This is a genomic window from Syntrophomonas palmitatica JCM 14374 (genome assembly GCF_001311885.1).
GTDB lineage: Bacteria > Bacillota > Syntrophomonadia > Syntrophomonadales > Syntrophomonadaceae > Syntrophomonas_A > Syntrophomonas_A palmitatica.
In genome coordinates this window covers 66,881-89,038 of record NZ_BBCE01000009.1, presented here as the reverse complement: position 1 = coordinate 89,038, position 22,158 = coordinate 66,881, and the positions used below count along the sequence as shown (strand labels likewise).

Here is a 22,158-nt window from a genome sequence, read left to right as displayed (position 1 = left end):
CTTTGTAGAAAATAATAGAGATATTTCAGATATGCTGGCAGGATTTATTAGAAGCAAAAAAGGTTATTTTGTAATATATTAAAAATATAAATACCATTACCAGGCTCTGCATATGGCAAGAGTCATGGTATTCTTTTTCTTAACGCAAGAAGATTACTATAAGGTCTTTGAAAGGTGAGTTTAACAGGTGGAATATTCAGCAGTAATCCTGGCTGCAGGCAAAGGAGTCAGGATGAAGTCGGAGCTGCCCAAGGTTTTACATCAGGCCGCAGGCAAACCCCTGGTTAATTATGTTATTGATGCGGTCCGGGGGGCGGGGGTTTCAGACATTACTTTAGTGCTGGGTCATGGTCGGGCCGAAGTTGAAAAAATGCTGCAAGATACCGGTATCAAGTTTGCTTTGCAGGAACAACAACTGGGAACGGGACATGCCCTGATGCAGGCCCGGGATTTGGTTAAACCTGCTGATATTATGCTGGTCTTGGCCGGAGATACTCCGTTACTGCAGGCTGAAACCCTGAAAAACCTGCTTGAGTTTCACCGGCAAAAACAAGCCGCCGCTACCGTACTTAGCTGTGAATTTAATAACCCCCGGGGATATGGCCGTATAGTAAGGCAGGCTGATGGCAGCCTGGCGCGGATAGTCGAGGAAAAAGACGCCAGCCCCCAGGAGAAAGCGCTGCGGGAAATTAATTCAGGCATGTATTGTTTTCAGGCCGGAACAGCTTTTGAAGCCTTAACCCGCATTAAGGCCAACAATGCCCAGGGTGAGTACTACCTTACCGATATTCTGGAAATACTTATTAATGACGGGCAAAAAGTGGAAATAATGAGAATTGAGGATGAAACCGAAATCTATGGCATAAATAACCGGGTACAGCTGGCTTATGCTGAAAAGATACTGCGTCAGCGCAAAAACCGCGATTTGATGTTAAACGGTGTAACTATAATGGATCCTGAAACCACTTATATTGACCAGGACGTTATAATAGGTTCAGACACATTAATACTCCCCTCTACTATTATTGAAGGCAGGACGCGAATAGGTTCGGGCTGTGAAATAGGTCCTTTTACCCACATTAATGATTCCCAGTTAGGCAACAGGGTAACAGTTGAAAATTCACGCATCAAGGAAGCCAGGGTAGGGGACGGCTGTACTATAGGGCCTTTTGCCTACCTGCGGCCCCAGGCGGAACTGGCGGATGGGGTTAAAGTCGGAGATTTTGTGGAAATTAAAAAATCATATATAGGCGCGGGAAGCAAGATTCCGCATCTCAGTTATGTTGGTGACGCAACCCTGGGGAAGGGTGTAAATGTGGGTGCAGGTACCATAACCTGCAATTATGACGGAAAAAACAAGCATCAAACCATACTTGAAGACGGAGTCTTTATCGGCAGCAATACCAATCTGGTTGCGCCGGTTACTATAGGAGAAAACTCTGTAACCGGGGCCGGATCAACCATAAGCCGCAACGTTCCCGCCAATACCCTGGCAGTGGAACGCGCCGAACAAAAACATTTGAAAAAAAGAAAATGATTAACCGCAGATGAACACATGTTTAAACGTTAAGTTTAAAAAATCAGTGTTCATCTGTGTGAAATCTGCAGTTAAACATCATTAAAATATCAAGTGGCTACTAAAAAATTGGAGGTTGGATTTGATGAAGGCATCCAGGTGAGGATGAAACTGTTTACCGGTAATGCCAACCCGTGCCTGGCAGAAGAGATTGCCAAGTATTTAGGGATGCCGGTAGGAGATGCCAAGGTATCGCGTTTCTCGGATGGTGAAATCGGCTGCCGTATAGATGAGAGTGTGCGCGGAGTAGATGTGTTTGTGGTTCAGCCCACCTGTACGCCGGTAAATGAAAACCTCATGGAATTATTGGTTATGATTGACGCTTTCCGCAGAGCATCAGCTTCGCGTATTAACGCGGTAATTCCCTATTACGGCTATGCGCGTCAGGATCGCAAAAGCCGCGCGCGCGACCCCATTACCGCTAAACTGGTTGCCAACCTCATTGTGGAGGCCGGAGCGGAGCGGGTAGTGGCCGTAGATCTTCATGCCACCCAGATTCAGGGTTTCTTTGACATACCGGTGGATCATCTGCCTGGAGTACCGACTATAGCGGAATATTTTAGACCCGGGGGTTGGGGGAAAATTCGGTAGTGCTCTCGCCGGATGTAGGGGGAGTGACCCGTGCCCGTGATTTAGCGGCCAAACTGGGCGTGCCTCTGGCTATTGTGGACAAGCGCCGGCCCGAACCCAATGTGTCAGAAGTTATGAACGTCATTGGCGATGTGGAAGGCAAATCCGTTATTATTATAGATGATATTATTGATACCGCGGGAACGGTATGCCAGGCTGCCGAGGTAATGAAAGAAAAAGGCGCATTAAAGGTATATTGCTGCTGTACCCACCCTGTATTTTCAGGACCTGCCATAGATAGACTGTCTAAAGCCCCCCTCGAGGAAATTGTCATCACTAACACGATTCCCCTGGCTGAAGGCAAAAAACTGCCTAATATGACTATCCTGTCTATAGCCCCTCTAATAGGAGAGGCTATTTTGCGTATTCACGAGGACCTGTCAGTCAGCAAACTATTCGAAGGCTAAGGGAATAACCGCCGCAGATTCACACGGATGGGTCACAGACTAAAAACATTAAATCTGGGGTTAATTACTTTTTTGGAGTCAGCTATGAAGATGATAGTCGGCCTGGGCAATCCGGGCAGAAAGTACAATAATACCCGGCATAATGTGGGCTTTAAAGTGCTGGAGGAATTCGCCGGGCGCTTTTCGGTGGAAAAAGAAGAAAGCCGTTGTGAGGCTATCATTGGACATACCAGACCCGGAGGACAAAAAACCCTGCTGGTCAAACCTTTGACATATATGAATAACTCCGGCCAGGCGGTAGCTGCCCTGGTTAAATGGTATAAAATAGAACTGGAAAACTTGATTGTGGTCTATGACGATATGGATCTGGCTCCCGGCAGTCTGCGGTTGCGGGCAGAAGGAGGAAGCGGCGGACATAAAGGCGTGACATCGATAATAGACAGGCTGGGAAGCCGCCAGTTTTCCCGCTTAAGGCTTGGCATAGGACGTCCGGACCGGGAAGCTGTCGATTGGGTCCTGGGAGAATTTACCCCTGAGGAGACGGATGTGATGAACAAGGCTGTCCGGCGGGCGGCTGATGCCCTGGAATACTGGATTCGTCATGGCATAGTTCAGACTATGAATGAGTATAATTAAACGGATGCTGGTATAATTACCTGCCTTGAAAGGTAAAATATGCAAAAAGGCTTGAAGGAGCAGGTAAATAATGAAGGTTTACAACATTTGTGAATTCTGCCAGCAGGTATTTGATTATGCGGAAGTTGAGGGTCCGGAAGGGGTAGTCGGCTTGCAGGGCATCTGTGAAGACTGCGCTGCTGAGATGGGCTTTTCCGAACCCGCCCTGATCAACCGCCAGCACTACTATAGTTAAAAAGAGGCTGATATCAGCCACAGATGAACACAGATGAGTCACAGATTTTCACAGATGAGACTTTTTCAGCTAAGAGCCCCAAAATATAAATGAGCATTATATTGGCGTATTCGTAATATATTTGTGAAGCTGGATAAAAGATTATAGTCAAGGCGTTAGCTATCGTTTTGGGAGTTACCAATTAAACCATTAAAATATCTGTGTGAATCTGTGGTTTAAATCTGTGTCCATCTGTGGTTAATATCTCAGTATGTGGAGGCCGGTATATTTCGGTGTCCACCTTTTAAGCTTGGGGAGGATTGCGGTTTGAATCGTGATGTGTTCGATAGAATTTGTGTTCATTATCATAAAAAAGAAAATGTCATTTTAACCGGATTAGCGGGTACTGCCCGCGCCTATTGCCTGGCTGAAATTATGAATCAATTACATACTAAAATACTCTGTTTGGCGCCCAGCGAAGAAAAGGCCTATGATTTGGCCCGAGAACTGGAAGGGTTTGCCGAACGGGATAGGATCGCGCTTTTTCTTGGACGGGATCTGGTCTTCATGAAAGAGAACTGCTCCGCGGCTGAAATCAACCGCATCCTTTGTCTGCGGGAATGCCTGGAACATCCGTCTCGCAGCGGGTTTATCATCACTACCCCTGCGGGGTTAATGTATCTAATGGCCTCACCCGCGCAGCTTCAGGCGGCTTCCCTGCGCCTGCAGGCGGGGGAGGAAACACAACTGGAAAAGATACTGCGCCAGCTGGTTAATGGGGGTTATGTACGGGTGGATACGGTCAGCCGGCCGGGAGAATTTGCTCTGCGGGGGGGCATTTTGGATGTCTATGCCCTTAATGAACACCAGCCTTACCGCCTGGATTTTTTTGGAGACTATTTAGAGAGTATAAGGGGCTTTGACGCAGATACCCAGCGTTCCGGGAAAAAAGAAAATCAGGTTAAGATATTTCCCGCTGACGAGCTGGCCGGAGAAGGTTTGCAGGCCAGTTTGCTGGATTACTTATCACCTGACGCATTAGTCTTCTTTGATGAACCACATGAATTTTATCGCCTGCTGGAGCAAAACAGCAAACGCTACCATGAGATCCTCAGAGAATCGCGTAAAGAAGGTAGGGAACTGAAGGAGCTGCAGCTGCTCGATCGTGAAAAACTGGCAGGCGGCCTGAAAAAATTACCGGTCGTGTATCATGCCTATTTTTCCGGCAGCATCTCTCCGGCGGAGGCAGCTGTCCTGGAACACGTATCCCAACAGGAAATGGAACCGTTTTATAACAACTATTCCCTGCTGTTTACCCGTATAAAAGAATGGCAAAGCAAAAACTATCATATCTGCCTGGCTGTCAAAAGCAAAATGGCCCGTGACCAGATTAAAAAGGACCTGAGCGATCAACATATAAGCGGAGTTGAATTCACCAGCCAGGCCCTGGAAAAGGGTTTTGTCAGCCAAACCCTGCAACTGGCCATAGTATCGGAGAAAGATATCTGGGGGAGGGTCCCCGCCAAAACCAAACCCAGGAAGAACTCTGAAAACCGGGTTGTTCTGGAGGATTTGAAACTGGGTGATTATGTAGTTCATGAAAGCTATGGCATAGGTATTTTTCGCGGTGTCACCACCGTGGAAACAGATGGCGTTACCCGCGAATATGTTATGCTCCAGTATGCCGGAACCGATAAACTGTATCTGCCTCTCGAAAAATTAGACCAGCTCTACAAATACACTACTTCGGAAGATAAAGCCCCCCGCTTATCGAAACTGGGCGGTACGGAGTGGGAGCGCACCAAAAAAAGAGTCTCTGAGTCCATACAGGACCTGGCGGAAAAGCTGCTCCGTCTTTATGCCGGGCGTCAGGCCCTGGAGGGGTATGCCTTTTCTCCTGATACCCCCTGGCAAAGCCAGTTCGAGGAAGCATTCCCTTATGAAGAAACCCCGGACCAGCTCAAAGCTGTAAATGATGTAAAAAGAGACATGGAAAACCGGCGGCCTATGGATCGCCTGATATGCGGAGATGTAGGCTATGGTAAAACCGAGGTAGCTATGCGCGCCGTTTTCAAGGCGATAATGGATGGCAAACAGGCAGCGATTCTGGTTCCCACTACGGTCCTGGCGGAACAGCATTACCAGACCTTTAGGGAACGTTTTAAGGACTACCCCACCAATATTGAGGTCTTTAGCCGTTTTCGCACCGCGGCTGAACAAAAGCGGATTGCCGCCGAACTGAAAAAGGGTCTGGTGGATATAGTTATCGGCACTCATCGCCTCCTTTCCAGTGATGTACAGTTCAAGGATCTGGGGCTTCTGGTGGTTGACGAAGAACACCGTTTTGGGGTTAAACAAAAGGAAAAAATCAAGGCCTTGAAAGAACTGGTTGATGTAATCAGTCTTTCCGCCACCCCTATACCCCGCAGCCTGCACATGTCACTAACCGGTCTGCGTGATTTGAGCATAATTGAAACCCCTCCCCCGGAACGCTATCCCATAACCACTTATGTGCTGGAGTACAACGAGGAAATCATTGTACAGGCCATACAGAGCGAACTGGAACGGCAGGGCCAGGTTTTCTTTGTTCACAACCGCATTGAAGATATATATAAAGTGCGGGATCACCTGCAGGAACTTCTGCCCGGGGTTGAAATCGCGGTGGGACACGGGCGTATGCCTGAAGAAGAACTTTCCCGCACCATGATGGATTTTTTGCGGGGCAGATTCCAGGTGTTTCTCTGCACCACAATTATTGAATCGGGGCTTGATATGCCTAATGTAAATACCATCATAATCGATGAAGCAGATAAAATGGGATTGGCTCAGCTCTACCAGCTCAGAGGACGAGTCGGGCGTTCCAACCGCATCGCCTATGCTTACTTAACCTACCGGCGCGACCGGGCGATAGGCGAAACCGCTCAGAAACGACTTAATGCCATCCGTGAATTCAATGAATTGGGGTCAGGGATGAAAATAGCCTTGCGAGACCTGGAAATAAGAGGGGCCGGCAACATACTGGGGCCGGAACAGCATGGATTTATCCACGCGGTAGGTTTTGATTTATACTGCCGTTTATTAGAGCAGGAAACCGCTAAATTGAAGGGCGAAAGCCCCCGCGAGGAATTTTCCGCCCAGTTTGATATCGATGTCGATTATTACATACCTGATTCCTATATCCCTGACTCTGGAGCCAAGATCAGGATTTACCGCAAGCTTCTCCTGGCCACGGAGAAGGAGGACATCGAAGAGGTGCGGGCGGAGATGCTGGATCGTTTTGGGGCGCTGCCCCGGCCGGTGGAAAATTTCTTAAGCATATCCGACTTGAGATTAAAGGCGCGCGGTAAGGCGATAAAATCACTGCGCCGCAAGGGGCAAGAGTTGGAAATCGTATTTGCCCAAGACCTCCCGGCTGACATTAACCAACGGCTGCAGGGCTGCCGGATCAAAAGCCTGCATAAACGCAGCCTGATGCTTAATCTCCAAGGATCTGCGTCGCTGGAGGTTTTAGGGCAAATAATGGAGATGATATAAACCCGCAAGGAGTAAGGGCCATCTGGATGCAATAAAGCCTAAAATCCAGGCTAATTGCTGATTAAATCAGCGGCTGTGGTTTTGCTTGTCTTTTTTCGAATTACGGCTGCCAGCAGAAGAATAGCCGGATAGAACAGATTGGATAAAAAGGTGTACAGGGGAATATATTTGAAACCCATTAACCGGTAGTCAATATCGGAAGGAAACATATACAGGGTGAACACTACTACGCATAAACCGACGGGGATAATTAAGGATTTATAATCCTTTAGTGTGAATATATCCTGCAGGATGAAGTTAAAACCCTGGTAATACAGAAAAATCGCATACATCCCGGAAAAAAACCACAGGACCATGAAAAATACTTCCAGGCCTTTGAATTGGGCGAATCCGGAGGTCCGGTACACCTGAAAAAGAGGTATTTGATAAAGCTGAATCATTTCCGATCCTAATATGGCTACAACCTCGATAGTTGACAGTACCAGGACCAGGGCGGAGAGCAGGTACCATTTGTACAGCAGCCTGGTCTTATTTTTCAGGTCGCTGACCAGGGGGAGAAATAATCCTAGCATAACCATCTCGTCAAACGGCCAATCTGAAGCGTAAAGAACCCCGGCCGCCAGAGGCTTCCAGGTTGATAAAACCGGCGATAGCCTGGAAAAATACATATTAGGCAGGGAAATAGCGAATCCCAGGATGATGAAAATTATTGTCATAAACAATAACAACTCCCCCAGACGAAACAGAGGATTTATCCCCTTATACAGCAGTAAACACCTACCAGTATGAGCAGCGGATTAAATATAATGCGCGGGGTTCCGGGATAGATGGTTTGCATGAGTATAAAGAACTCATAAAAAAGACCAACAAAAAACTGAAAAACTCCCCAGGCAAACAGAATATTCAGCACTGTTCCGGGCCACTTTCCCAGTACAATAGTGCTGATGGCGCTTATTCTTTGGCCTGGATACATGGAGTTCAACTTCAAAACCGCGTAAAGAACAAATAATCCCGGAAACGCTCCCAGTACCGTGGTTATCCAGGCATCCTGACCGGCAGTGTTTCCAGGCACATAAACCAGGCGCTGCCGATTAAAAGCAAGAAAATCATAAAGGCAAGTTGTTGGGTCGAGATTTTATCTTTTTCCATAGTCGGCTTTCTCCTGCGTGTTTTTATCCCGCTATTTGAAAAAGGTTTCAAAGGCCTGGGAAAACGGTTTAAGCATAGTAATTAAAATATTGGGATTAGGCAGCGCATAACTCTGCCAGGCATAATCTGCTCCATAAACCAGGGCAAGAATTAAGATACCGGTTGATATGATTAACTCTTTCCAGGTCCGGTTTTTTATCATGGGTTTCATTTCCAGCCAGATAAAAAGCAAGCTGAATATCAGCAGGGAATAGACTATCATAACAGGCATCTTTTATACCCCACCCCTAATTATTTGTAGGAAAAGGCTTTCCCGGTCAGGTAAGACCTGGTTAAAAGGGTTTTGACCTTTATGTCGCTTGCAACGACGGGAAAGGTTGTATCCCAATCTGACGCGGTACTTTCCCAGGTTTGCGGCTGGTATTTTTGCAGCATCCTTCCCCAGCCCCAGATATCGCTTCCTAAAGCCTGGGATTTTTTGATGGCGGCGTCAATTTGATTTTTTATTTCCTGATTTGCCCGGGCTTCTACTAATGGCGCTGTTTCCGGGGTTAATAATTCGCCCTGCCCGTTGATATCATAAAACCCGAGCCGGGCATCGACTTCGATTTTCATTTTTATTATGCCGTTCTCGTCGATTTCAGGTTTGCTTTTGGAACTGAAGGCGATAACGGACAGAGTAACCGTATCTTTTTCATTTAAAGGAGAACGTATGTTTAATAAACCGCCTTTTCTTATTCTGGAATGCAGCCAGCGGTAACCGCGGCTTTCCTTTTCATTTAAAGAACCTACCATCTTATTAGCTTTGAATACCGCCATTCCATCCAGCCTGATTTCAGGTTGCGGTTTGCTTTTCGCTATTATTAGCTGCGGCAGGACCGGTTCTATGCCCGGGGTTAAAAGGTCTGATATAAAACTGCTCAGAGTTACGGGGACATAAGCGCCATACAGTTCCTCCTGCAAATCCAGCAATCTATCCAGATGCATGACCGAACTGCCGACAAAATTCTCCGGAACGTTCAATACGTCTTTGGCGGTGCAATTATGAGCCACCGCCACCAGGGATGTTTTGCGGACATTGCGGTTTCGTCCCAGGTGATCAGCAATTAGAGTCAAATCATACCGCGCCAGTTCTTCACCAATAATATATGCCCGGGAATCCGCCCACAGGGGCAGGCGGGAAAAGGTCAAAAACGACTGGCGGGCCGCGTAGCTGGGAGTGGGGCCGCTGCCGTATATATTAAGAACCTGCAGTTGCGAGCCTGAACCTGACTCATTTGATCCCTGAGTCTGAACCATTTGAAAGGCAGCGTCTATCAGGTTGTCTTCTGACAAGTCGACCCCTATGGCACTGCAAACCGAGGTATCGTTGACCTCGGTCAAATTCCAGCAGCCGGACAGGAAACACAGCGAACCGGCCAGCAATATCAGCAACAGGTGTTTGTACATATTGACACCCCGAGGCATTTTAACTCTCCATAATTTTTAAGATCCCCATAAACGGGTTGTACAAATGCCAGCCATAGAGCTGCGCCAGACCCAGAAACATGCTCAGGCCAAAAAACAAACCAAAAACCAACAGCTCTTTATACAGTTTTTGCTTCCATAAACCGGGAACCTCCAGCCCTATGACCAGCAATCCCAGTAAAATCAACAACCACAACACTGCCTTATCGCCCCTTATTGCCCGATAAACTGCCATGGCCGCAAGCTGCAGCCATGCGGTAATAGTTTTATTAGATGCAATAAAAACCTTAAATCAGTTTAAGCAGATGCTATTATCAAATAACTACTGAACCCTGAACGATTTTTGAAAGAGATAAGTACGGCGAATAGAGAAATCCACCTTGACCCTGCTTTCCACCGTGGGGAAAATATCTGACCAGTTTTTTTGCATAGTCCGCCAGCTTTCCGGGTAATGGTCATTAATCAGTTTTCCCCAGCCGAATATATCGCTCTGCGATTCCTGCGCCCGCGAGATAGCGGCCCGGATATCGGCGGCGATGACCTGATCGGCCATCTTTTCCATATCCTTGATGCCCTGAGACGTTAATAATTGATCGCTTGAGTTCTGTTCATAGAAATTGCCTTCGCCTGTAACATCAATTTTTATCAAGATGGAACCATCTTTTATTTCCGGTGTTACTTTGGCGTTCGACCGTAAAATCTCCAGAGCAACGTGTCTGTTGCGATGTCGCGGAGAAGGAATCATAAACATGCCGCCTTGGATATTGCCGGCTTTCATCCAGCGGTAGCCCCGGCTTTCTCTTTCGTTAAGCTCCCCGGCCATTTTTGCGCCTTTAAATATTGCTGTACCATTTAAAAGCGGCGCAGGCTGACCGTTATTCTCAGTTACTGTGACCTCGGGCAGAGCCACGTCGATTCCGGGGCTGGAAAGGCGGTACAGGAATTCCTGCAGGGTAACCGGCTGATAAACACCCAGAAGCCTTTCCTGAATGCGTATCATTTTGGGCAGAGCCGTACCGGAATAAGGTTCCATGGGAACGGAGGCATTAAGGATCTCTTCCGGGGTGCTGCCATTTGTAACCATAATAATAGCGCTTTCGCGTATATCCGGACTGCGCGACAGCACGTCCGCACATACGGAAAGATCATGGCGGGCGAGTTTTTCTCCCATCAAGTAGAGGCTGGCCTGGGACAGCAATCGGAAACGGGGATTATTTAGAGAAATCTGCCGACTGGCTTCCGTAGCTGTACGTCCGAGGCCGGACAGGACTATGAAGGGCTTCTGGCCTTGGGATGAACCGCCCTGCTGAGAGGGCTTGGGCTGTGCCAGCTGCATGCTAAGTTTTAATTGATTGTCATTTTCCAGCTCAAATCCCAGAGCCGTAGGGACTACCGTATCATTAACCTCTCTGGCCTGGCATCCTGCGCTGCCCAACAGACATAAAAACATAAATATCAGAAGGTGTTTCTTCATTTTTCTATGTCCTCGTTTGCCGGGCTGCCCAACCTGACCTGGTTTTCCATGCCTGGAAGGTAAGGACGGTTGCGGCTTAAAAACCAGGGCCGGCGTACCAATATATCCCCCATTTCCTGGAGGTTAAAAGGAGCCAGGGGTTCCAGGTAGGGCAGGCCAAACGATGAGAGTGACGCCATTCTGATCATCATTAAAATAAGGCCTATCATTATACCCAGGAATCCCAGCAGGGCTGAGGCGATCAGCAAGCCGAAACGCAGGATGCGTACGATTATAGCGGCATTATAAGAAGGCATGACAAAAGAAGCTATGCCGGTGGCGGCAACCACCACCACCATAGGCGTTGAAACCAGTCCGGCGCGGACGGCGGCATCGCCTATTATCAGAGCGCCCACGATACTGACGGCGGGGCCTACGGCGCGGGGCAATCGCAGACCGGCCTCACGCAGCATTTCGAACATAAATTCCAGCAAAAGCGCTTCCACAAAAGCCGGAAAAGGAACGCCCTGCCGGGTCGCGGCTATAGTCAGATAAAGATCTGTAGGAATCATTTCGTGATGATAGCTAATGACCGCCACATAAAGGGAAGGCAGGAGCAGGGCGGTTAAAAAAGAAACAAAACGCAGCATCCGGAACAGGGAAGCCGGGATGAAATGCAGATAGTAATCTTCCGGAGATATCCAGTAGCGGGGGAAGGATACCGGAACCACCAGGGCCATGGGAGAACCGTCCACCATTATGCACACCCTGCCTTCCAGGAGGTGCCCGCAAATGCGGTCCGGTTTTTCGGTGTGTTCCACCTGGGAAAAAACGGTATATTTATTATCAACAATAAATTCCTTAATATAATTAGTGTCCAGAACCGCGTCAATATCGATTTTTTGCAGGCGGCTTTTGACCTCATCCACCAGAGCCGCCGGAGCAATGCTGTCTATATAACAAACAGCTATATCGGTTTTAGTTATTCGCCCCAGAACCATGCTCTCAATTTTAAAATTGGTTGATTTCAGGCGGCGGCGTATCAGAGCGGTATTGAACCGCAGCGTTTCAGTAAAACCTTCCTTGGGACCGAAAATGACTACTTCATTCTCGGGTGACTGGATGCCGCGGTTTTGCCAGGAGCGGGTGCCGGCGCTGACAGCCCGGGCAAAACCATCAATCATTAAGACCGTATCGCCGGAACTGATGTGGTGGCAGAGATCGCTGAAGGTTTCAATAACATGTACTTCAGCCAGCGTAAGTATTTTATCGTTTACAACCGCGAACAAGTCTCTTTCCTGGTTATCTATAACCGGCTGATTCTGCATATTTATCTCTGACATCAAGGGCTTGAGCAGGTTGTTTTCAACTTCTATGCGGTCAACCAGCCCGTCAAAATATACAATCATGGCCTGAATAGATTTATCAAGACCAAAAGAAAAGGTTTTCCGAACCACATCCGAACAACCGCGCAGAAGAATATCGAGGTAATGTTCGTTTTCCTGCAGATCGCTGGAAAGCGGCCGAGCAAAAATCTCGCCGGGGGTGCTTTCAGGCGGGTTATTTTTTTTTGTTTCTAAAAGTCGCATAATATCCTACCTTGGTTTATCTGGATGTATTGTGGTTAACGACCAATGGGCACACATGAATTTGAACGCCAATGGGTTTTATAGGGTGCTGGTATATTTTGAGCATATACAGGCAGGTTTATGCAGTTTCCTCACGGGGGGCATTTTTTTTAACATCAGGCTTAAACAGGCAGATTATAAAAAGGAAAAAGGGAATTAAGATCAAGAAAAACGCATATACAAACGGAAGCACTTTGGTCAGCAACAACTGCAGTTCGATAATGTTGGGAGCCAGCTGAATAGCGGCTACACCAATTATAAGGGCGCTGGGAGCGGCTAAAAACCGGTAGTCTTTTAGACGCAGGGCTTGCTGCAGCGAATAACAGAACATAAACCAGGAAATTGACATTGATCCGAATATGCCTAATATCCAAATACCGATAAAAACAATATCGATGTTCTTGATAAATTTGCCGATTGAAATTGATCTGACCAGGGAAAAGGTAGGAAAACTCAGGTAATTGCTCAAGGTGTCGCCAAAGACCATTATAACCGCCAGGCTGGGCAGGAGTATAAGCAGCAAGAAAAGGGCCAGGGCTTTAAAAATTATGGTTTCGATTTTAACGTTTTCTTCACAAAAATAGGCCAGGGTTAAAACCGGCATCAGTTTGCCTATGAATACCAGCACGTGAGCGGTTCCGATAACCAGGCCCAGGGGCTTTAGATTGACGATTGGCAGCAGATTGCTGAAATCCACGTTTTCCGTGAGACTAATCAACATTATTAGCAATGAAAAAATCACACCTATGGGAACTACTATTTCCAAACAGCGCATCAAGACCTGAAGACCAGATTTTATAACATAAAAACCGGTAAACAGCATAACGGCTATAAAGACGCTGATGGGCGTGCCAGGCAGCACATTGGTTTCAATAAAATCTGTAAATATCCGCACGATAAAACCGGCGGTGAGAAGAAAGAAAAGGCTGTAAACCACCGCGACTATTCGTCCCCATATGGACCCCAGGCAGTCTTCCAGCATGAGGGGAAAGGGACGCGGGTTTTTCCTGATTATGTAGATATACATGCTAATTATTAGTATAGAAGGAATAATAGCTGCCGCTATTGCCATCCAGGCATTATTAAAGAGGACCGAGGTCAGCATGCCAGGCGTTATCAGAAAAGCCAGCGGAGTGGTTAATATCAAGAGCACCGCGTAGAATTGCAGTTTGCTTATTTTAGGCATTAAAATCCTCCCAGGTGATTTTGCTAATATATTTTGACCCGATGTCTAGAAATATATGACAGGCTGGAGGAATAAAACATTGAAAGTAGGATAAATCTTAAAGTATAGGATGGGTTTCCAGGATTCTCATGTCTTTCGGGATGTGCAAATGAATATTATTGAAAGGATTAATTTTTTTCTGGCCTTATGGCAAAAAGTGAATAAAAGGGGATTTTGAGTTATATACTATCACTGAGAAAGAAAACCACATTTTCAAGATTTTCAAAAAGAAGGAGGGATAATTGTCAATTGAAAGCAACAGGAATCGTTAGACGCATAGACGACCTGGGAAGGGTTGTTATTCCCAAAGAGATACGCAGAACTTTACGCATTCGTGAGGGTGACCCTCTAGAAATCTTTGTTGATCGGGAAGGCGAAGTAATTTTAAAGAAATATTCTCCCATCGGGGAATTGGGGGATTTCGCTAAAGAATACGCAGACTCACTTAACGAAACCATAGGGCATATTTCCATGATTGCTGACCGGGATGTGGTTATTGCCGTTGCCGGCGCCAACAAACGGGAATTTCTCAGCAAGCCCATCGGCAAAGCGGTGGAGAGGTCCCTGGAAGAGAGAAATACCCTGGTCATGAACGAAATACAGGCCACGGATGATGAAAACCAGCATGTTATTCAGGTGGATGACCGGGAATATACCATCAAATCCCAGGTTATCGCTCCTATAGTCACCCAAGGCGATCCTATCGGCGCGGTAATAATAGTCAGCAAGGATCAAGGGGTAAAGCTGGGCGACCTGGAAATAAAGCTGGCTGAGACAGCCGCGGGCTTCCTGGCCAAGCAGATGGAACAGTAGAACAGGAAATAAGTAGGCGCAAGCGGTCTTATGCATATAAGATCGCTTTTTTATGTACGGGTGTCAAGGGGACGGTTCTCTTGACACCAGCCCTGTCATGACTGCAAAAACGGGGAAAGACTGCTTCGCTGTGAGCGCAATGACATGAAAGATTGCTTCGCTGTGAGCGAATGACACGAAAGATTGCTTCGCTGTGCTCGCAATGACACGAAAGACTGCTTCGCTGTGAGCGCAATGACACAATAAAGGATTACCTTCGGGAACAACCTTACTGTCGTTGCGAGGAGCGCAGCGACGCGGCAATCTAAAACCATAACGCTGATCGCCCGGAGGGCGAATTTGTTCTGTGGGAAGTGTTTTGCCTTAATCTGTGGTGAATTGTTTTTCCCGGTGATATAATAAGCTTCGTGGTAATGGGGGAGGATTGTGATGGAAAACAAAAAGCATTTCCTGTGGGGAGCTTTTATACTGGCGGTAGCGGGAGGCATCAGCAAGCTGATGGGCGCCATATACCGCATTCCCTTGGCGCGACTAATCGGACCCGAGGGGATGGCGCTCTATCAGATGGCCTACCCCATATATACGACGATTCTGTCCCTGGCTACAGCCGGGGTTCCAGTAGCCATATCCGTGCTGGTCTCGCGCCGGGAAACCGAGGGCTACAGCGGCGACAGCCGCAAAATATTCCGGGTCTCACTGCTCATTTTAGGCGTGTCCGGTTTGATCTTAACCCTGGCAGTTATGCAGGGAGCGCATTTCATCGCCGACCATATTTTAAACGAGCCCCGGGCTTACTGGCCCATAGTGGCAGTAGCCCCTGCCATATTCTTCGCGGGGTTGATGTCGGTTTACCGCGGGTATTTTCAGGGTTATCAAACCATGATGCCCACCGCGGTATCCCAGGTGATTGAACAGTTGTTCCGCGTAACCGCGGTGCTGATTTTTGCTTATCTCCTCTTTCCCCGGGGGTTGGAATTCGCCGCCGCGGGAGCGACCAGCGGAGCGGTGGTGGGAGGTATAGCCGGGATCGTGGTGCTTTTCATCTATTATTATCGTTTTCGTAAAAAACAGCGCCATGACCAGGTTGAATTAAACTATTCCGGAACCGGTTCATGGTCGCTGGGCAAAGAAATGGTGTATATGGCCATACCGGTTTCCTTTGGCGCTGTGGTGCTGCCTTTGCTGCAGATAGTGGATGCCATTATAGTGCCGGGGCGGCTGGAAGCGATTCATTATAGTCATTCCCAGGCGATGGCATTATATGGCCAGCTAGCGGGAATGGCCTCTGTTCTTATCAGTTTGCCAGCTATACTTACGATTTCCATAGGCACCAGTCTGGTCCCGGCTGTAGCCGAAGCCCTGGCCAGATCAGACCGGAGCATGCTTTACCAGCGGATTAATTACGCCCTGCGTGCTGGTATGATTGTGTCATTGCCGTGTACAGCAGGACTGTATATTCTGGCTTATCCCATATCAGATCTACTTTACAAATTGCCTCAAGTGGGCCGGGCCCTAGAACCGATGGCCTTTGCCTGCATAGTTTTAGCGGCTTTTCAAATATCCAGCGCCGGGTTGCAGGGCGCGGGCCGCCCGGAATTAGCTATGCGCAGCCTAATTATCACCGGGGTATTTAAAGTCATATTTAATTACACCTTAACCAGCGTACCCGCCCTGAATATCCGGGGGGCGGCTTTGGGTACGGTGCTGGCGTTTTTAATCGGTTCGTCAATAAATATCATATCCCTTAAAAAAATAACCGGAGTCATTTATGAAAAGGAACGGCTGATAAAAATCATGCTGGTTACAGTAGTCATGACCCTGGGAGTTAAAATCGTGTATCAGGCCCTGATAGGGGCGGACCTTAACTCGCATATTTCCACCCTCCTGGCTATTACGGCAGGGGTAGCGTTTACGGCCTGTTATTATTGCTAATTAGGGAACTGGATATAGATATGCTGAAAAAAATGATTAATAGATAATCTGAGAATGAGGTGTTGACGGATGTCTAGTCCCGGCCGGGCTATTGAGGAATTAATTGAGATTATGGAGCGTTTGCTGGCGCCTGACGGATGTCCCTGGGATCGCGAACAAACCCACCAATCCCTGCAGCGGTATCTAATTGAAGAATGTTATGAAGTCATTGACGCTATTCAGGAAAATAATATGGATAAACTCAGGGAAGAGCTGGGAGACGTGCTTTTGCAGGTAGTATTTCATGCTGCTCTGGCCAGCCGCGAGGGCAGTTTTGATTTTGCTGATGTGGCCGATACCGTAAAAGATAAGATGGTGGAAAGACACCCTCATGTTTTTGGTTCCCTGCAGCTTAAAACCAGCCATGATGTACTGGATCGTTGGGAAGGCTTCAAAAAAGAGAAAAAATATATCCTGGAGGGGATTCCCTCCATGCTGCCAGCCTTAATGAGAGCTGAAAAAGTACAGGAAAAGGCGGCACGGGTGGGTTTTGACTGGCCCGACATAACCGGCGCCCTGGAAAAGGTTAAGGAAGAAATGGACGAGCTTGCCCAGGCCAATAACCAGCAGGAAATCGAGGAGGAAATGGGAGACCTTCTTTTTGCGATGGTTAATGTGGCCCGGTTTAAAGGGGTCGAACCGGAGGCGGCCCTGCAGGCCTGCAATGACAAGTTTACACGCCGTTTCAATTATATAGAAGACCGCGTGCGGCTGCAGGGAAAGAAATTCAACCAGTTAAGCCTGGAAGAGCTGGATTTGCTTTGGGATGAAGCCAAAAGGCAGGGGCTGTAAACGGTAATCCAGCTGTTAATCATCCTGGCTCATACAAGTTTTTCCTTTCAAAAGAAGGATAATGCCAAAACATAGCGAATAGGCACAATAAATAAAAAATATAAGGAGGGATAAAAACTTGAACAAAACAGAATTAATTGCCGATATTGCAGCTAAAACCGATATGACTAAAAAGGATGCGGAAAAGGTGACCAATGCTTTTTTTGCTGTGGTTGAGCAAGCTTTGAAAGGCGGCGAAAAGGTCCAGCTCGTAGGTTTTGGCACTTTTGAAGTACGCGACCGGCAGGCGCGCAAGGGAAGAAACCCGCAGACCGGCGCGGAAATAAAAATACCCGCCAGCAGAGTACCAGCATTCAAAGCCGGAAAAGCTTTAAAAGACGCGGTAGACTAGAGATATGCGCCTGGACAAATACCTGAAGGTCTCGCGCATAATTAAGCGGCGCAGTGTTGCCAAAGATTTTGCGGAAAATGAAAGGGTTCTTGTCAATGGGAGAGTTGCCAAGCCATCCACAGAGGTTAAAAAAGGGGATATCCTAACTATACAGGTGGGGGAGCGGCAGACAGTTTTTGAGATTCTTGATATAAAGGAAAATGTAAAAGCCGCAGAGGCCAAGAATTTATACCGTGTACTTGAATAATATATCGCCCTGTTTTACAGGGCGATTTTAGTTTTGAGTGACAAGGGGACGGTTCTCCTGACACCCTCGAGAGGGTGTCAGGAGAACCGTCCCCTTGTCACTCCCCTTGTCACTCGTCCCCTTGTCACTCCCCCTGCTTTTGCATTTTTGTCATAAGCCGTTGTTTCTGGCATATCTTTATTACAACTGAAAAAAGCCGCGGGAGGGATAGGTATGTCTGAACACAGCCTGACAATGGTTAATCGCAGCAGTATCCAGATGGCAGGGATAAAGAATGTAGTCACCTTTGATGAACAGGAAGTAATATTGGAAACCGATCTGGGATATCTGGTTATTTCGGGACAGGATCTTCATGTGAGCACTTTGAATCTTGAGGAAGGCAAAGTAAGCATAACCGGGAAAGCGAATCATCTGGAATATAAGGAACAGGGCAGCGACCTGAAAACACGAGGAAAAAGCATCCTCAACCGCCTGTTAAAATAACTGCGGGGGAGGGCCTGACTTTGCCCGAAACATTGCAGCAAATCCAAGCTTTTGTATTAACCCTGGTACTGGGCCTGGCCAGCGGCCTGGTATTAAATTATTATCAGATAATTATACGCCATGCCAAATTAAAAGCAGCGGTGCTATATATTTTTGATCTGCTGTTATGGATCTTCATAATTCTGCTGGTTTTTGCCGCCATGTTATGGATAAACCAGGGAGAGATCAGATTCTATATACTCCTGGCCTTGTTAATCGGCATCATAATCTATTTTCGCAAACTGGCCCAATACCTGGATAGTTATTTGCTGGAAGCAGCATTAAAAACCATACGGGCAGGTGCGTTTATCTGGCATGGACTTGCGGCGGTTGTGAAGAAAATAAGCGCCGTTTGCGGCGGCTTGGGCAAAAAGAATAATGATCCTCCTTTAAATCCGGATGATTAGGGAGTTAAGTGTGTCGCGCGGAGACGGTCCCCACGCGACATATTAGCTTTGCGGCAAGAAAAACCTTGCCCTTTCAGGTTGTTGTAGCATATACTAAATTTGTCCACAATTTGTGGAAAACCTGTAGACAAGGTTAAGGAATGAAAATTGAAATTCGCGGAGCAGAAAAACTAAGCTTCAGAGAAAAGCAGGTAGTTGTACTTAAGGAAACCGGTAAAAGCAGTGAGGAGATTTGCCAGATACTTGACATAAGTCCCAGTACGGTGGCTACCTTGTATAACCGTGCCCGTGCCAAAGGCTATGAAGTGGTTATTGTGCTGCCCGGGGAAGTCCTGGGTTTGTTCAAGGGGGAGGAAGCTGGTGAAGACGACTAAAAGCAGATTTCGGACTTTTGCGGTTTTGGCGGCCCTGTGCCTGCTGATGGTTCCTGTAGTGCCCAAACTTAAAGTGATATGGGATTTGAGTGAACGCAGGGAAAGCCTGCAAAAAGAAAGTGAGCGGCTGCATGCGGTTCAATTAGATTTAAAAGCTCAGCTGAAGGAAGCCCGCTCTCCGGCTGCAATAGAAAAAATAGCACGGGAAAAGCTGCACATGGTTAAGAAGGGCGAAACTTACATAGTGGAAATCGAACCATCAGATGACAGCTTCTAGCGGTGGTCAGATGTTTATTCTAGTTGACTAGTGTTCGTCTCCTGGATACAATTAATCTAGAATTTGTTGAGGGGGACATCTGTTTTCATGCCAATTGAACAAAGCAATATCGTACCCGGAGATATTTTAGAAGGGACAGTCCAGGGTATTACGAAATTCGGAGCTTTTGTGGAACTACCCGGAGGAGCGGTGGGGCTGGTTCATATCTCTGAGATTGCCGATACCTATGTCCGCGATGTTAAGGATTTTATTAAAGAAGGCGACAAGGTTACGGTAAAAGTGCTTAATGTAGCCGGGAAAAAGGTTGGCCTTTCTATTAAGCAGGCGGCGCCAAAGCCTGCCCCGGTAAGCCGCAAACCTGAAAACAGTCACTATAATAGTCCCCGGGATAATTATTCCGGAGCCTCTAACAGCAAACCCAAAGATTTGGATGACATGATTACACGTTTTCTGAAGGAAAGCGATGAACGCATGCAGCCCCTCAAACAAAAAATGGAGCCGCGCCGGCGCAACCGCAACGCTTAACAACAGAATTCTATAAAGGCACTTCTTACGAGAAGTGCCTTTAATTTTTTTATTAAGATAATAAACCACAGATGATCACAGATTATACACTGATTTACACAGATAAAAGTCTCATGAGGGTTCATTATTTATAGTAAGCTATGCATATGAACATTTGTGAATAAAACTACTGCTGTACTCCTTTGCAATCAGTTGTCGGCATGTTCAACTATTATAAATATATTATAAATATATAAATAGAACCATTAAAACTATCTGTGTAAATCCGTGACCTATCAGTGTTCATCTGTGGCTAAATTTACTTCGAGGTGAGTTTATGCGTTATGCGGCTATCGATATCGGCACCAATTCCTGCCGGCTTTTAATTGCCGAATTGGGTGAGGACGGGCTGAAGATTTTGCATCGGGACATGCAGACCACCCGCATAGGGCAGGGCACAGCCGCCAGCAAAATGCTGTCGCCTGACGCCGTCCGACGAACCTGGATTGCCTGCGGGATTTTAAAACCATAATAGGCGGTTACCAGGTGGATCATACCGATATAGTGGCGACCAGTGCGGTACGGGAGGCCGGCAATCGGGATGAATTTGTCGAAGAAGCCTGGCGGGAGTGCAGGTTTAATGTCAGGGTTATTGATGGAAATGAAGAAGCCGCCTTAAGTTATTTGGGAGTTAAAAAGGGATTAAGCCTGATCGCTTCTCCGCTGGTAGTCGATCTTGGCGGAGGCAGCACCGAATTTATGCTGGAAAATGCAGGCGGTGTTTTTGCCCTTTCACTGCCCCTGGGGGCGGTGCGCGCAACCGAGACCCGCATGAATTCTGATGCTATAAGACGGGCATTGGCAGTATTAAATCAACATAAAGCTGAATGGGCAGATAATCCCCTGGTGTTTGTCGGGGGAACCGCCGCCACCCTGGCGGCGGTTAAACTCAAGCTGAGGGAATACAGGTCCGAACTGGTGCATGGTCAGATGCTTTCCTGCCAGGACGTCAATGAAATATACAATAAACTAAACAGTTTGACCCTGCCGGAACGGAGGCTCATACCCGGTTTACAGCCGGAAAGAGCTGACATCATCCTTCCGGCGCGTTAATAATTAAGATAATAATGGAAGAACTGAACCGTGATTATATAACCGTCAGCGAAAGCGATATTCTCGACGGTTTGATTTGGAAAAACCAGGGGCGTGAGCAGAACCATTATTTTAACTAATATATATTACAGGTGAATTTATTCTCAAAGCGAAATTTCCTTCTTGGACGTTAAATGTCAGGCATAGTGTCTTTGGCATGTAAAATGTTGTTATATAATTATCGGTTATACATCCCTGGCCAGGCAAGGTGATGCCGATTTGCTGTGGAATATATAATATAATGGAGTTTAAATGAGAAATGATAATTTTCTTGTAACATGGCAAGTCTCATTGCGTGTCAAGGAATGATCAAAACAAGAAGAGAAAGGAGGTGAAACTGTGCCCAGCTGCCTGGATATCATTTCCCCGTATCGGGACAAGCCCGGCGGACTTATTGAAGCCTACCACGCTATCCAACGTAAATATAATTACCTTCCTGAAGAAGCGGTTTCCGAAGCGGCAAAAGTATTTGGCATTTCCGAAGCCCAGGCTTATGGAGTGGCCACATTTTATTCCTATTTGTCAGTGAAAAAGCGCGGCAAATATATTATCCGCATGTGTGAAAGCGCGCCCTGTCACATTGCCGGCGCCGATGAAGTATTAAAGGCTCTGGAAAAAGAACTGAATATTAAGGTAGGGGAAACGACAGCCGATGGCAGGTTTACCCTGGAGTTGACCGAGTGTATTGGCCAGTGCCAGGCTACGCCTGTTCTAAGCGTTAACAGCGAACCGGTTTTTGATGTCACTCCCCAAAAGGTACCTGAAATACTGGCGAGGTATAAATAGAAC

General features: G+C 47.1%; 23 protein-coding genes and 2 pseudogenes. 18 read left to right on the top strand and 7 right to left on the bottom strand.

Going from position 1 to position 22,158, the window contains the following annotated elements:
- Positions 1-187 precede the first annotated feature (187 nt).
- From glmU to mfd, 5 genes and pseudogenes are all read left to right on the top strand, one after another.
- On the top strand, positions 188-1,537 hold the full coding sequence (gene glmU, locus JCM14374_RS06710; RefSeq protein ID WP_054695166.1) for a bifunctional UDP-N-acetylglucosamine diphosphorylase/glucosamine-1-phosphate N-acetyltransferase GlmU: 1,350 nt from the start codon (positions 188-190) through the stop codon (positions 1,535-1,537).
- Positions 1,538-1,681: 144 nt separating this feature from the next.
- Positions 1,682-2,613, top strand: a pseudogene (locus tag JCM14374_RS06705) (ribose-phosphate diphosphokinase).
- 84 nt (positions 2,614-2,697) lie between these two features.
- The gene (gene pth, locus JCM14374_RS06700; RefSeq protein ID WP_054695277.1) at positions 2,698-3,249 is read left to right on the top strand and encodes an aminoacyl-tRNA hydrolase; all 552 of its coding nucleotides are present in this window, start codon (positions 2,698-2,700) and stop codon (positions 3,247-3,249) included.
- A gap of 70 nt (positions 3,250-3,319) precedes the next feature.
- The gene (locus JCM14374_RS13475) at positions 3,320-3,484 is read left to right on the top strand and encodes a hypothetical protein (RefSeq protein ID WP_157049005.1); all 165 of its coding nucleotides are present in this window, start codon (positions 3,320-3,322) and stop codon (positions 3,482-3,484) included.
- Positions 3,485-3,790: 306 nt separating this feature from the next.
- On the top strand, positions 3,791-6,997 hold the full coding sequence (gene mfd, locus JCM14374_RS06695) for a transcription-repair coupling factor (protein ID WP_054695163.1): 3,207 nt from the start codon (positions 3,791-3,793) through the stop codon (positions 6,995-6,997).
- Positions 6,998-7,047: 50 nt separating this feature from the next.
- Here the strand turns inward: mfd and JCM14374_RS06690 are convergent.
- The 7 genes and pseudogenes from JCM14374_RS06690 to JCM14374_RS06655 all read right to left on the bottom strand — a co-directional run bounded on the left by JCM14374_RS06690 (position 7,048) and on the right by JCM14374_RS06655 (position 13,880).
- A pseudogene (locus JCM14374_RS06690) lies at positions 7,048-8,069 on the bottom strand (GerAB/ArcD/ProY family transporter).
- A 108-nt stretch (positions 8,070-8,177) separates the two neighbouring features.
- Positions 8,178-8,417, bottom strand: a complete 240-nt coding sequence (locus tag JCM14374_RS06680) for a hypothetical protein (RefSeq protein WP_054695156.1) — start codon at positions 8,415-8,417, stop codon at positions 8,178-8,180.
- 20 nt (positions 8,418-8,437) lie between these two features.
- Positions 8,438-9,595 carry a Ger(x)C family spore germination protein gene (locus tag JCM14374_RS06675; protein WP_172674174.1) on the bottom strand — a complete coding sequence of 386 codons (1,158 nt, stop codon included), beginning with the start codon at positions 9,593-9,595 and terminating at the stop codon, positions 8,438-8,440.
- Between the two features lie 19 nt (positions 9,596-9,614).
- A complete protein-coding gene (locus JCM14374_RS06670) occupies positions 9,615-9,848 on the bottom strand; it encodes a hypothetical protein (RefSeq protein ID WP_054695149.1) in 234 nt (77 codons plus the stop codon).
- A gap of 87 nt (positions 9,849-9,935) precedes the next feature.
- Entirely contained in the window at positions 9,936-11,087 is a 1,152-nt protein-coding gene (locus JCM14374_RS06665) for a Ger(x)C family spore germination protein (protein WP_054695143.1), read from the bottom strand.
- Positions 11,084-12,655, bottom strand: a complete 1,572-nt coding sequence (locus tag JCM14374_RS06660) for a spore germination protein (protein ID WP_054695140.1) — start codon at positions 12,653-12,655, stop codon at positions 11,084-11,086. The genes JCM14374_RS06665 and JCM14374_RS06660 overlap by 4 nt, the downstream gene beginning before the upstream one ends.
- A gap of 118 nt (positions 12,656-12,773) precedes the next feature.
- Entirely contained in the window at positions 12,774-13,880 is a 1,107-nt protein-coding gene (locus tag JCM14374_RS06655; RefSeq protein ID WP_054695137.1) for a GerAB/ArcD/ProY family transporter, read from the bottom strand.
- Positions 13,881-14,168: 288 nt separating this feature from the next.
- Here JCM14374_RS06655 and spoVT point away from each other — a divergent pair, with 288 nt between their 5' ends.
- From spoVT to nuoE, 13 genes are all read left to right on the top strand, one after another.
- A complete protein-coding gene (spoVT, locus tag JCM14374_RS06650) occupies positions 14,169-14,732 on the top strand; it encodes a stage V sporulation protein T (RefSeq protein WP_054695132.1) in 564 nt (187 codons plus the stop codon).
- Between the two features lie 429 nt (positions 14,733-15,161).
- Complete coding sequence (locus tag JCM14374_RS06645) at positions 15,162-16,664, top strand: putative polysaccharide biosynthesis protein (protein ID WP_242848867.1); 1,503 nt, start codon at positions 15,162-15,164, stop codon at positions 16,662-16,664.
- A 69-nt stretch (positions 16,665-16,733) separates the two neighbouring features.
- Positions 16,734-17,495, top strand: a complete 762-nt coding sequence (gene mazG, locus JCM14374_RS06640; protein ID WP_054695129.1) for a nucleoside triphosphate pyrophosphohydrolase — start codon at positions 16,734-16,736, stop codon at positions 17,493-17,495.
- A 100-nt stretch (positions 17,496-17,595) separates the two neighbouring features.
- A complete protein-coding gene (gene hbs, locus JCM14374_RS06635) occupies positions 17,596-17,886 on the top strand; it encodes a non-specific DNA-binding protein Hbs (protein WP_304650828.1) in 291 nt (96 codons plus the stop codon).
- 4 nt (positions 17,887-17,890) lie between these two features.
- A complete protein-coding gene (locus tag JCM14374_RS06630; protein WP_054695126.1) occupies positions 17,891-18,133 on the top strand; it encodes an RNA-binding S4 domain-containing protein in 243 nt (80 codons plus the stop codon).
- 213 nt (positions 18,134-18,346) lie between these two features.
- Positions 18,347-18,616, top strand: a complete 270-nt coding sequence (gene yabP / locus JCM14374_RS06625) for a sporulation protein YabP (protein ID WP_054695123.1) — start codon at positions 18,347-18,349, stop codon at positions 18,614-18,616.
- A 20-nt stretch (positions 18,617-18,636) separates the two neighbouring features.
- Complete coding sequence (yabQ, locus tag JCM14374_RS06620) at positions 18,637-19,062, top strand: spore cortex biosynthesis protein YabQ (protein WP_054695120.1); 426 nt, start codon at positions 18,637-18,639, stop codon at positions 19,060-19,062.
- Positions 19,063-19,202: 140 nt separating this feature from the next.
- The gene (locus JCM14374_RS06615) at positions 19,203-19,436 is read left to right on the top strand and encodes a helix-turn-helix transcriptional regulator (RefSeq protein WP_054695118.1); all 234 of its coding nucleotides are present in this window, start codon (positions 19,203-19,205) and stop codon (positions 19,434-19,436) included.
- Positions 19,423-19,713 (top strand): FtsB family cell division protein, encoded by a 291-nt coding sequence (locus JCM14374_RS06610; protein WP_054695115.1) that lies wholly within the window; start codon positions 19,423-19,425, stop codon positions 19,711-19,713. Before JCM14374_RS06615 ends, JCM14374_RS06610 begins: the two co-directional genes overlap by 14 nt.
- A gap of 87 nt (positions 19,714-19,800) precedes the next feature.
- Complete coding sequence (locus tag JCM14374_RS06605; protein ID WP_054695112.1) at positions 19,801-20,238, top strand: S1 RNA-binding domain-containing protein; 438 nt, start codon at positions 19,801-19,803, stop codon at positions 20,236-20,238.
- Between the two features lie 316 nt (positions 20,239-20,554).
- Complete coding sequence (locus JCM14374_RS06600; RefSeq protein ID WP_054695109.1) at positions 20,555-20,749, top strand: hypothetical protein; 195 nt, start codon at positions 20,555-20,557, stop codon at positions 20,747-20,749.
- 14 nt (positions 20,750-20,763) lie between these two features.
- Positions 20,764-21,330, top strand: coding sequence for a Ppx/GppA phosphatase family protein (locus JCM14374_RS06595; RefSeq protein ID WP_054695106.1), 567 nt, complete (start codon positions 20,764-20,766; stop codon positions 21,328-21,330).
- 378 nt (positions 21,331-21,708) lie between these two features.
- Positions 21,709-22,155, top strand: coding sequence for an NADH-quinone oxidoreductase subunit NuoE (gene nuoE / locus JCM14374_RS06590; RefSeq protein WP_054695103.1), 447 nt, complete (start codon positions 21,709-21,711; stop codon positions 22,153-22,155).
- The last annotated feature ends 3 nt before the right edge of the window (positions 22,156-22,158 follow it).

Excerpts from the sequence above, each read along its gene's own strand:
- pth (WP_054695277.1), top strand. The coding sequence starts at position 2,698 with ATGAAGATGATAGTCGGCCTGGGCAATCCGGGCAGAAAGTACAATAAT.
- JCM14374_RS13475 (WP_157049005.1), top strand. The coding sequence starts at position 3,320 with ATGAAGGTTTACAACATTTGTGAATTCTGCCAGCAGGTATTTGATTAT.
- JCM14374_RS06680 (WP_054695156.1), bottom strand. The coding sequence starts at position 8,417 with ATGCCTGTTATGATAGTCTATTCCCTGCTGATATTCAGCTTGCTTTTT.
- JCM14374_RS06675 (WP_172674174.1), bottom strand. The coding sequence starts at position 9,595 with ATGTACAAACACCTGTTGCTGATATTGCTGGCCGGTTCGCTGTGTTTC.
- JCM14374_RS06670 (WP_054695149.1), bottom strand. The coding sequence starts at position 9,848 with ATGGCAGTTTATCGGGCAATAAGGGGCGATAAGGCAGTGTTGTGGTTG.
- JCM14374_RS06665 (WP_054695143.1), bottom strand. The coding sequence starts at position 11,087 with ATGAAGAAACACCTTCTGATATTTATGTTTTTATGTCTGTTGGGCAGC.
- JCM14374_RS06660 (WP_054695140.1), bottom strand. The coding sequence starts at position 12,655 with ATGCGACTTTTAGAAACAAAAAAAAATAACCCGCCTGAAAGCACCCCC.
- JCM14374_RS06655 (WP_054695137.1), bottom strand. The coding sequence starts at position 13,880 with ATGCCTAAAATAAGCAAACTGCAATTCTACGCGGTGCTCTTGATATTA.
- JCM14374_RS06645 (WP_242848867.1), top strand. The coding sequence starts at position 15,162 with ATGGAAAACAAAAAGCATTTCCTGTGGGGAGCTTTTATACTGGCGGTA.
- mazG (WP_054695129.1), top strand. The coding sequence starts at position 16,734 with ATGTCTAGTCCCGGCCGGGCTATTGAGGAATTAATTGAGATTATGGAG.
- JCM14374_RS06630 (WP_054695126.1), top strand. The coding sequence starts at position 17,891 with ATGCGCCTGGACAAATACCTGAAGGTCTCGCGCATAATTAAGCGGCGC.
- yabP (WP_054695123.1), top strand. The coding sequence starts at position 18,347 with ATGTCTGAACACAGCCTGACAATGGTTAATCGCAGCAGTATCCAGATG.
- JCM14374_RS06615 (WP_054695118.1), top strand. The coding sequence starts at position 19,203 with ATGAAAATTGAAATTCGCGGAGCAGAAAAACTAAGCTTCAGAGAAAAG.
- JCM14374_RS06605 (WP_054695112.1), top strand. The coding sequence starts at position 19,801 with ATGCCAATTGAACAAAGCAATATCGTACCCGGAGATATTTTAGAAGGG.
- JCM14374_RS06600 (WP_054695109.1), top strand. The coding sequence starts at position 20,555 with ATGCGTTATGCGGCTATCGATATCGGCACCAATTCCTGCCGGCTTTTA.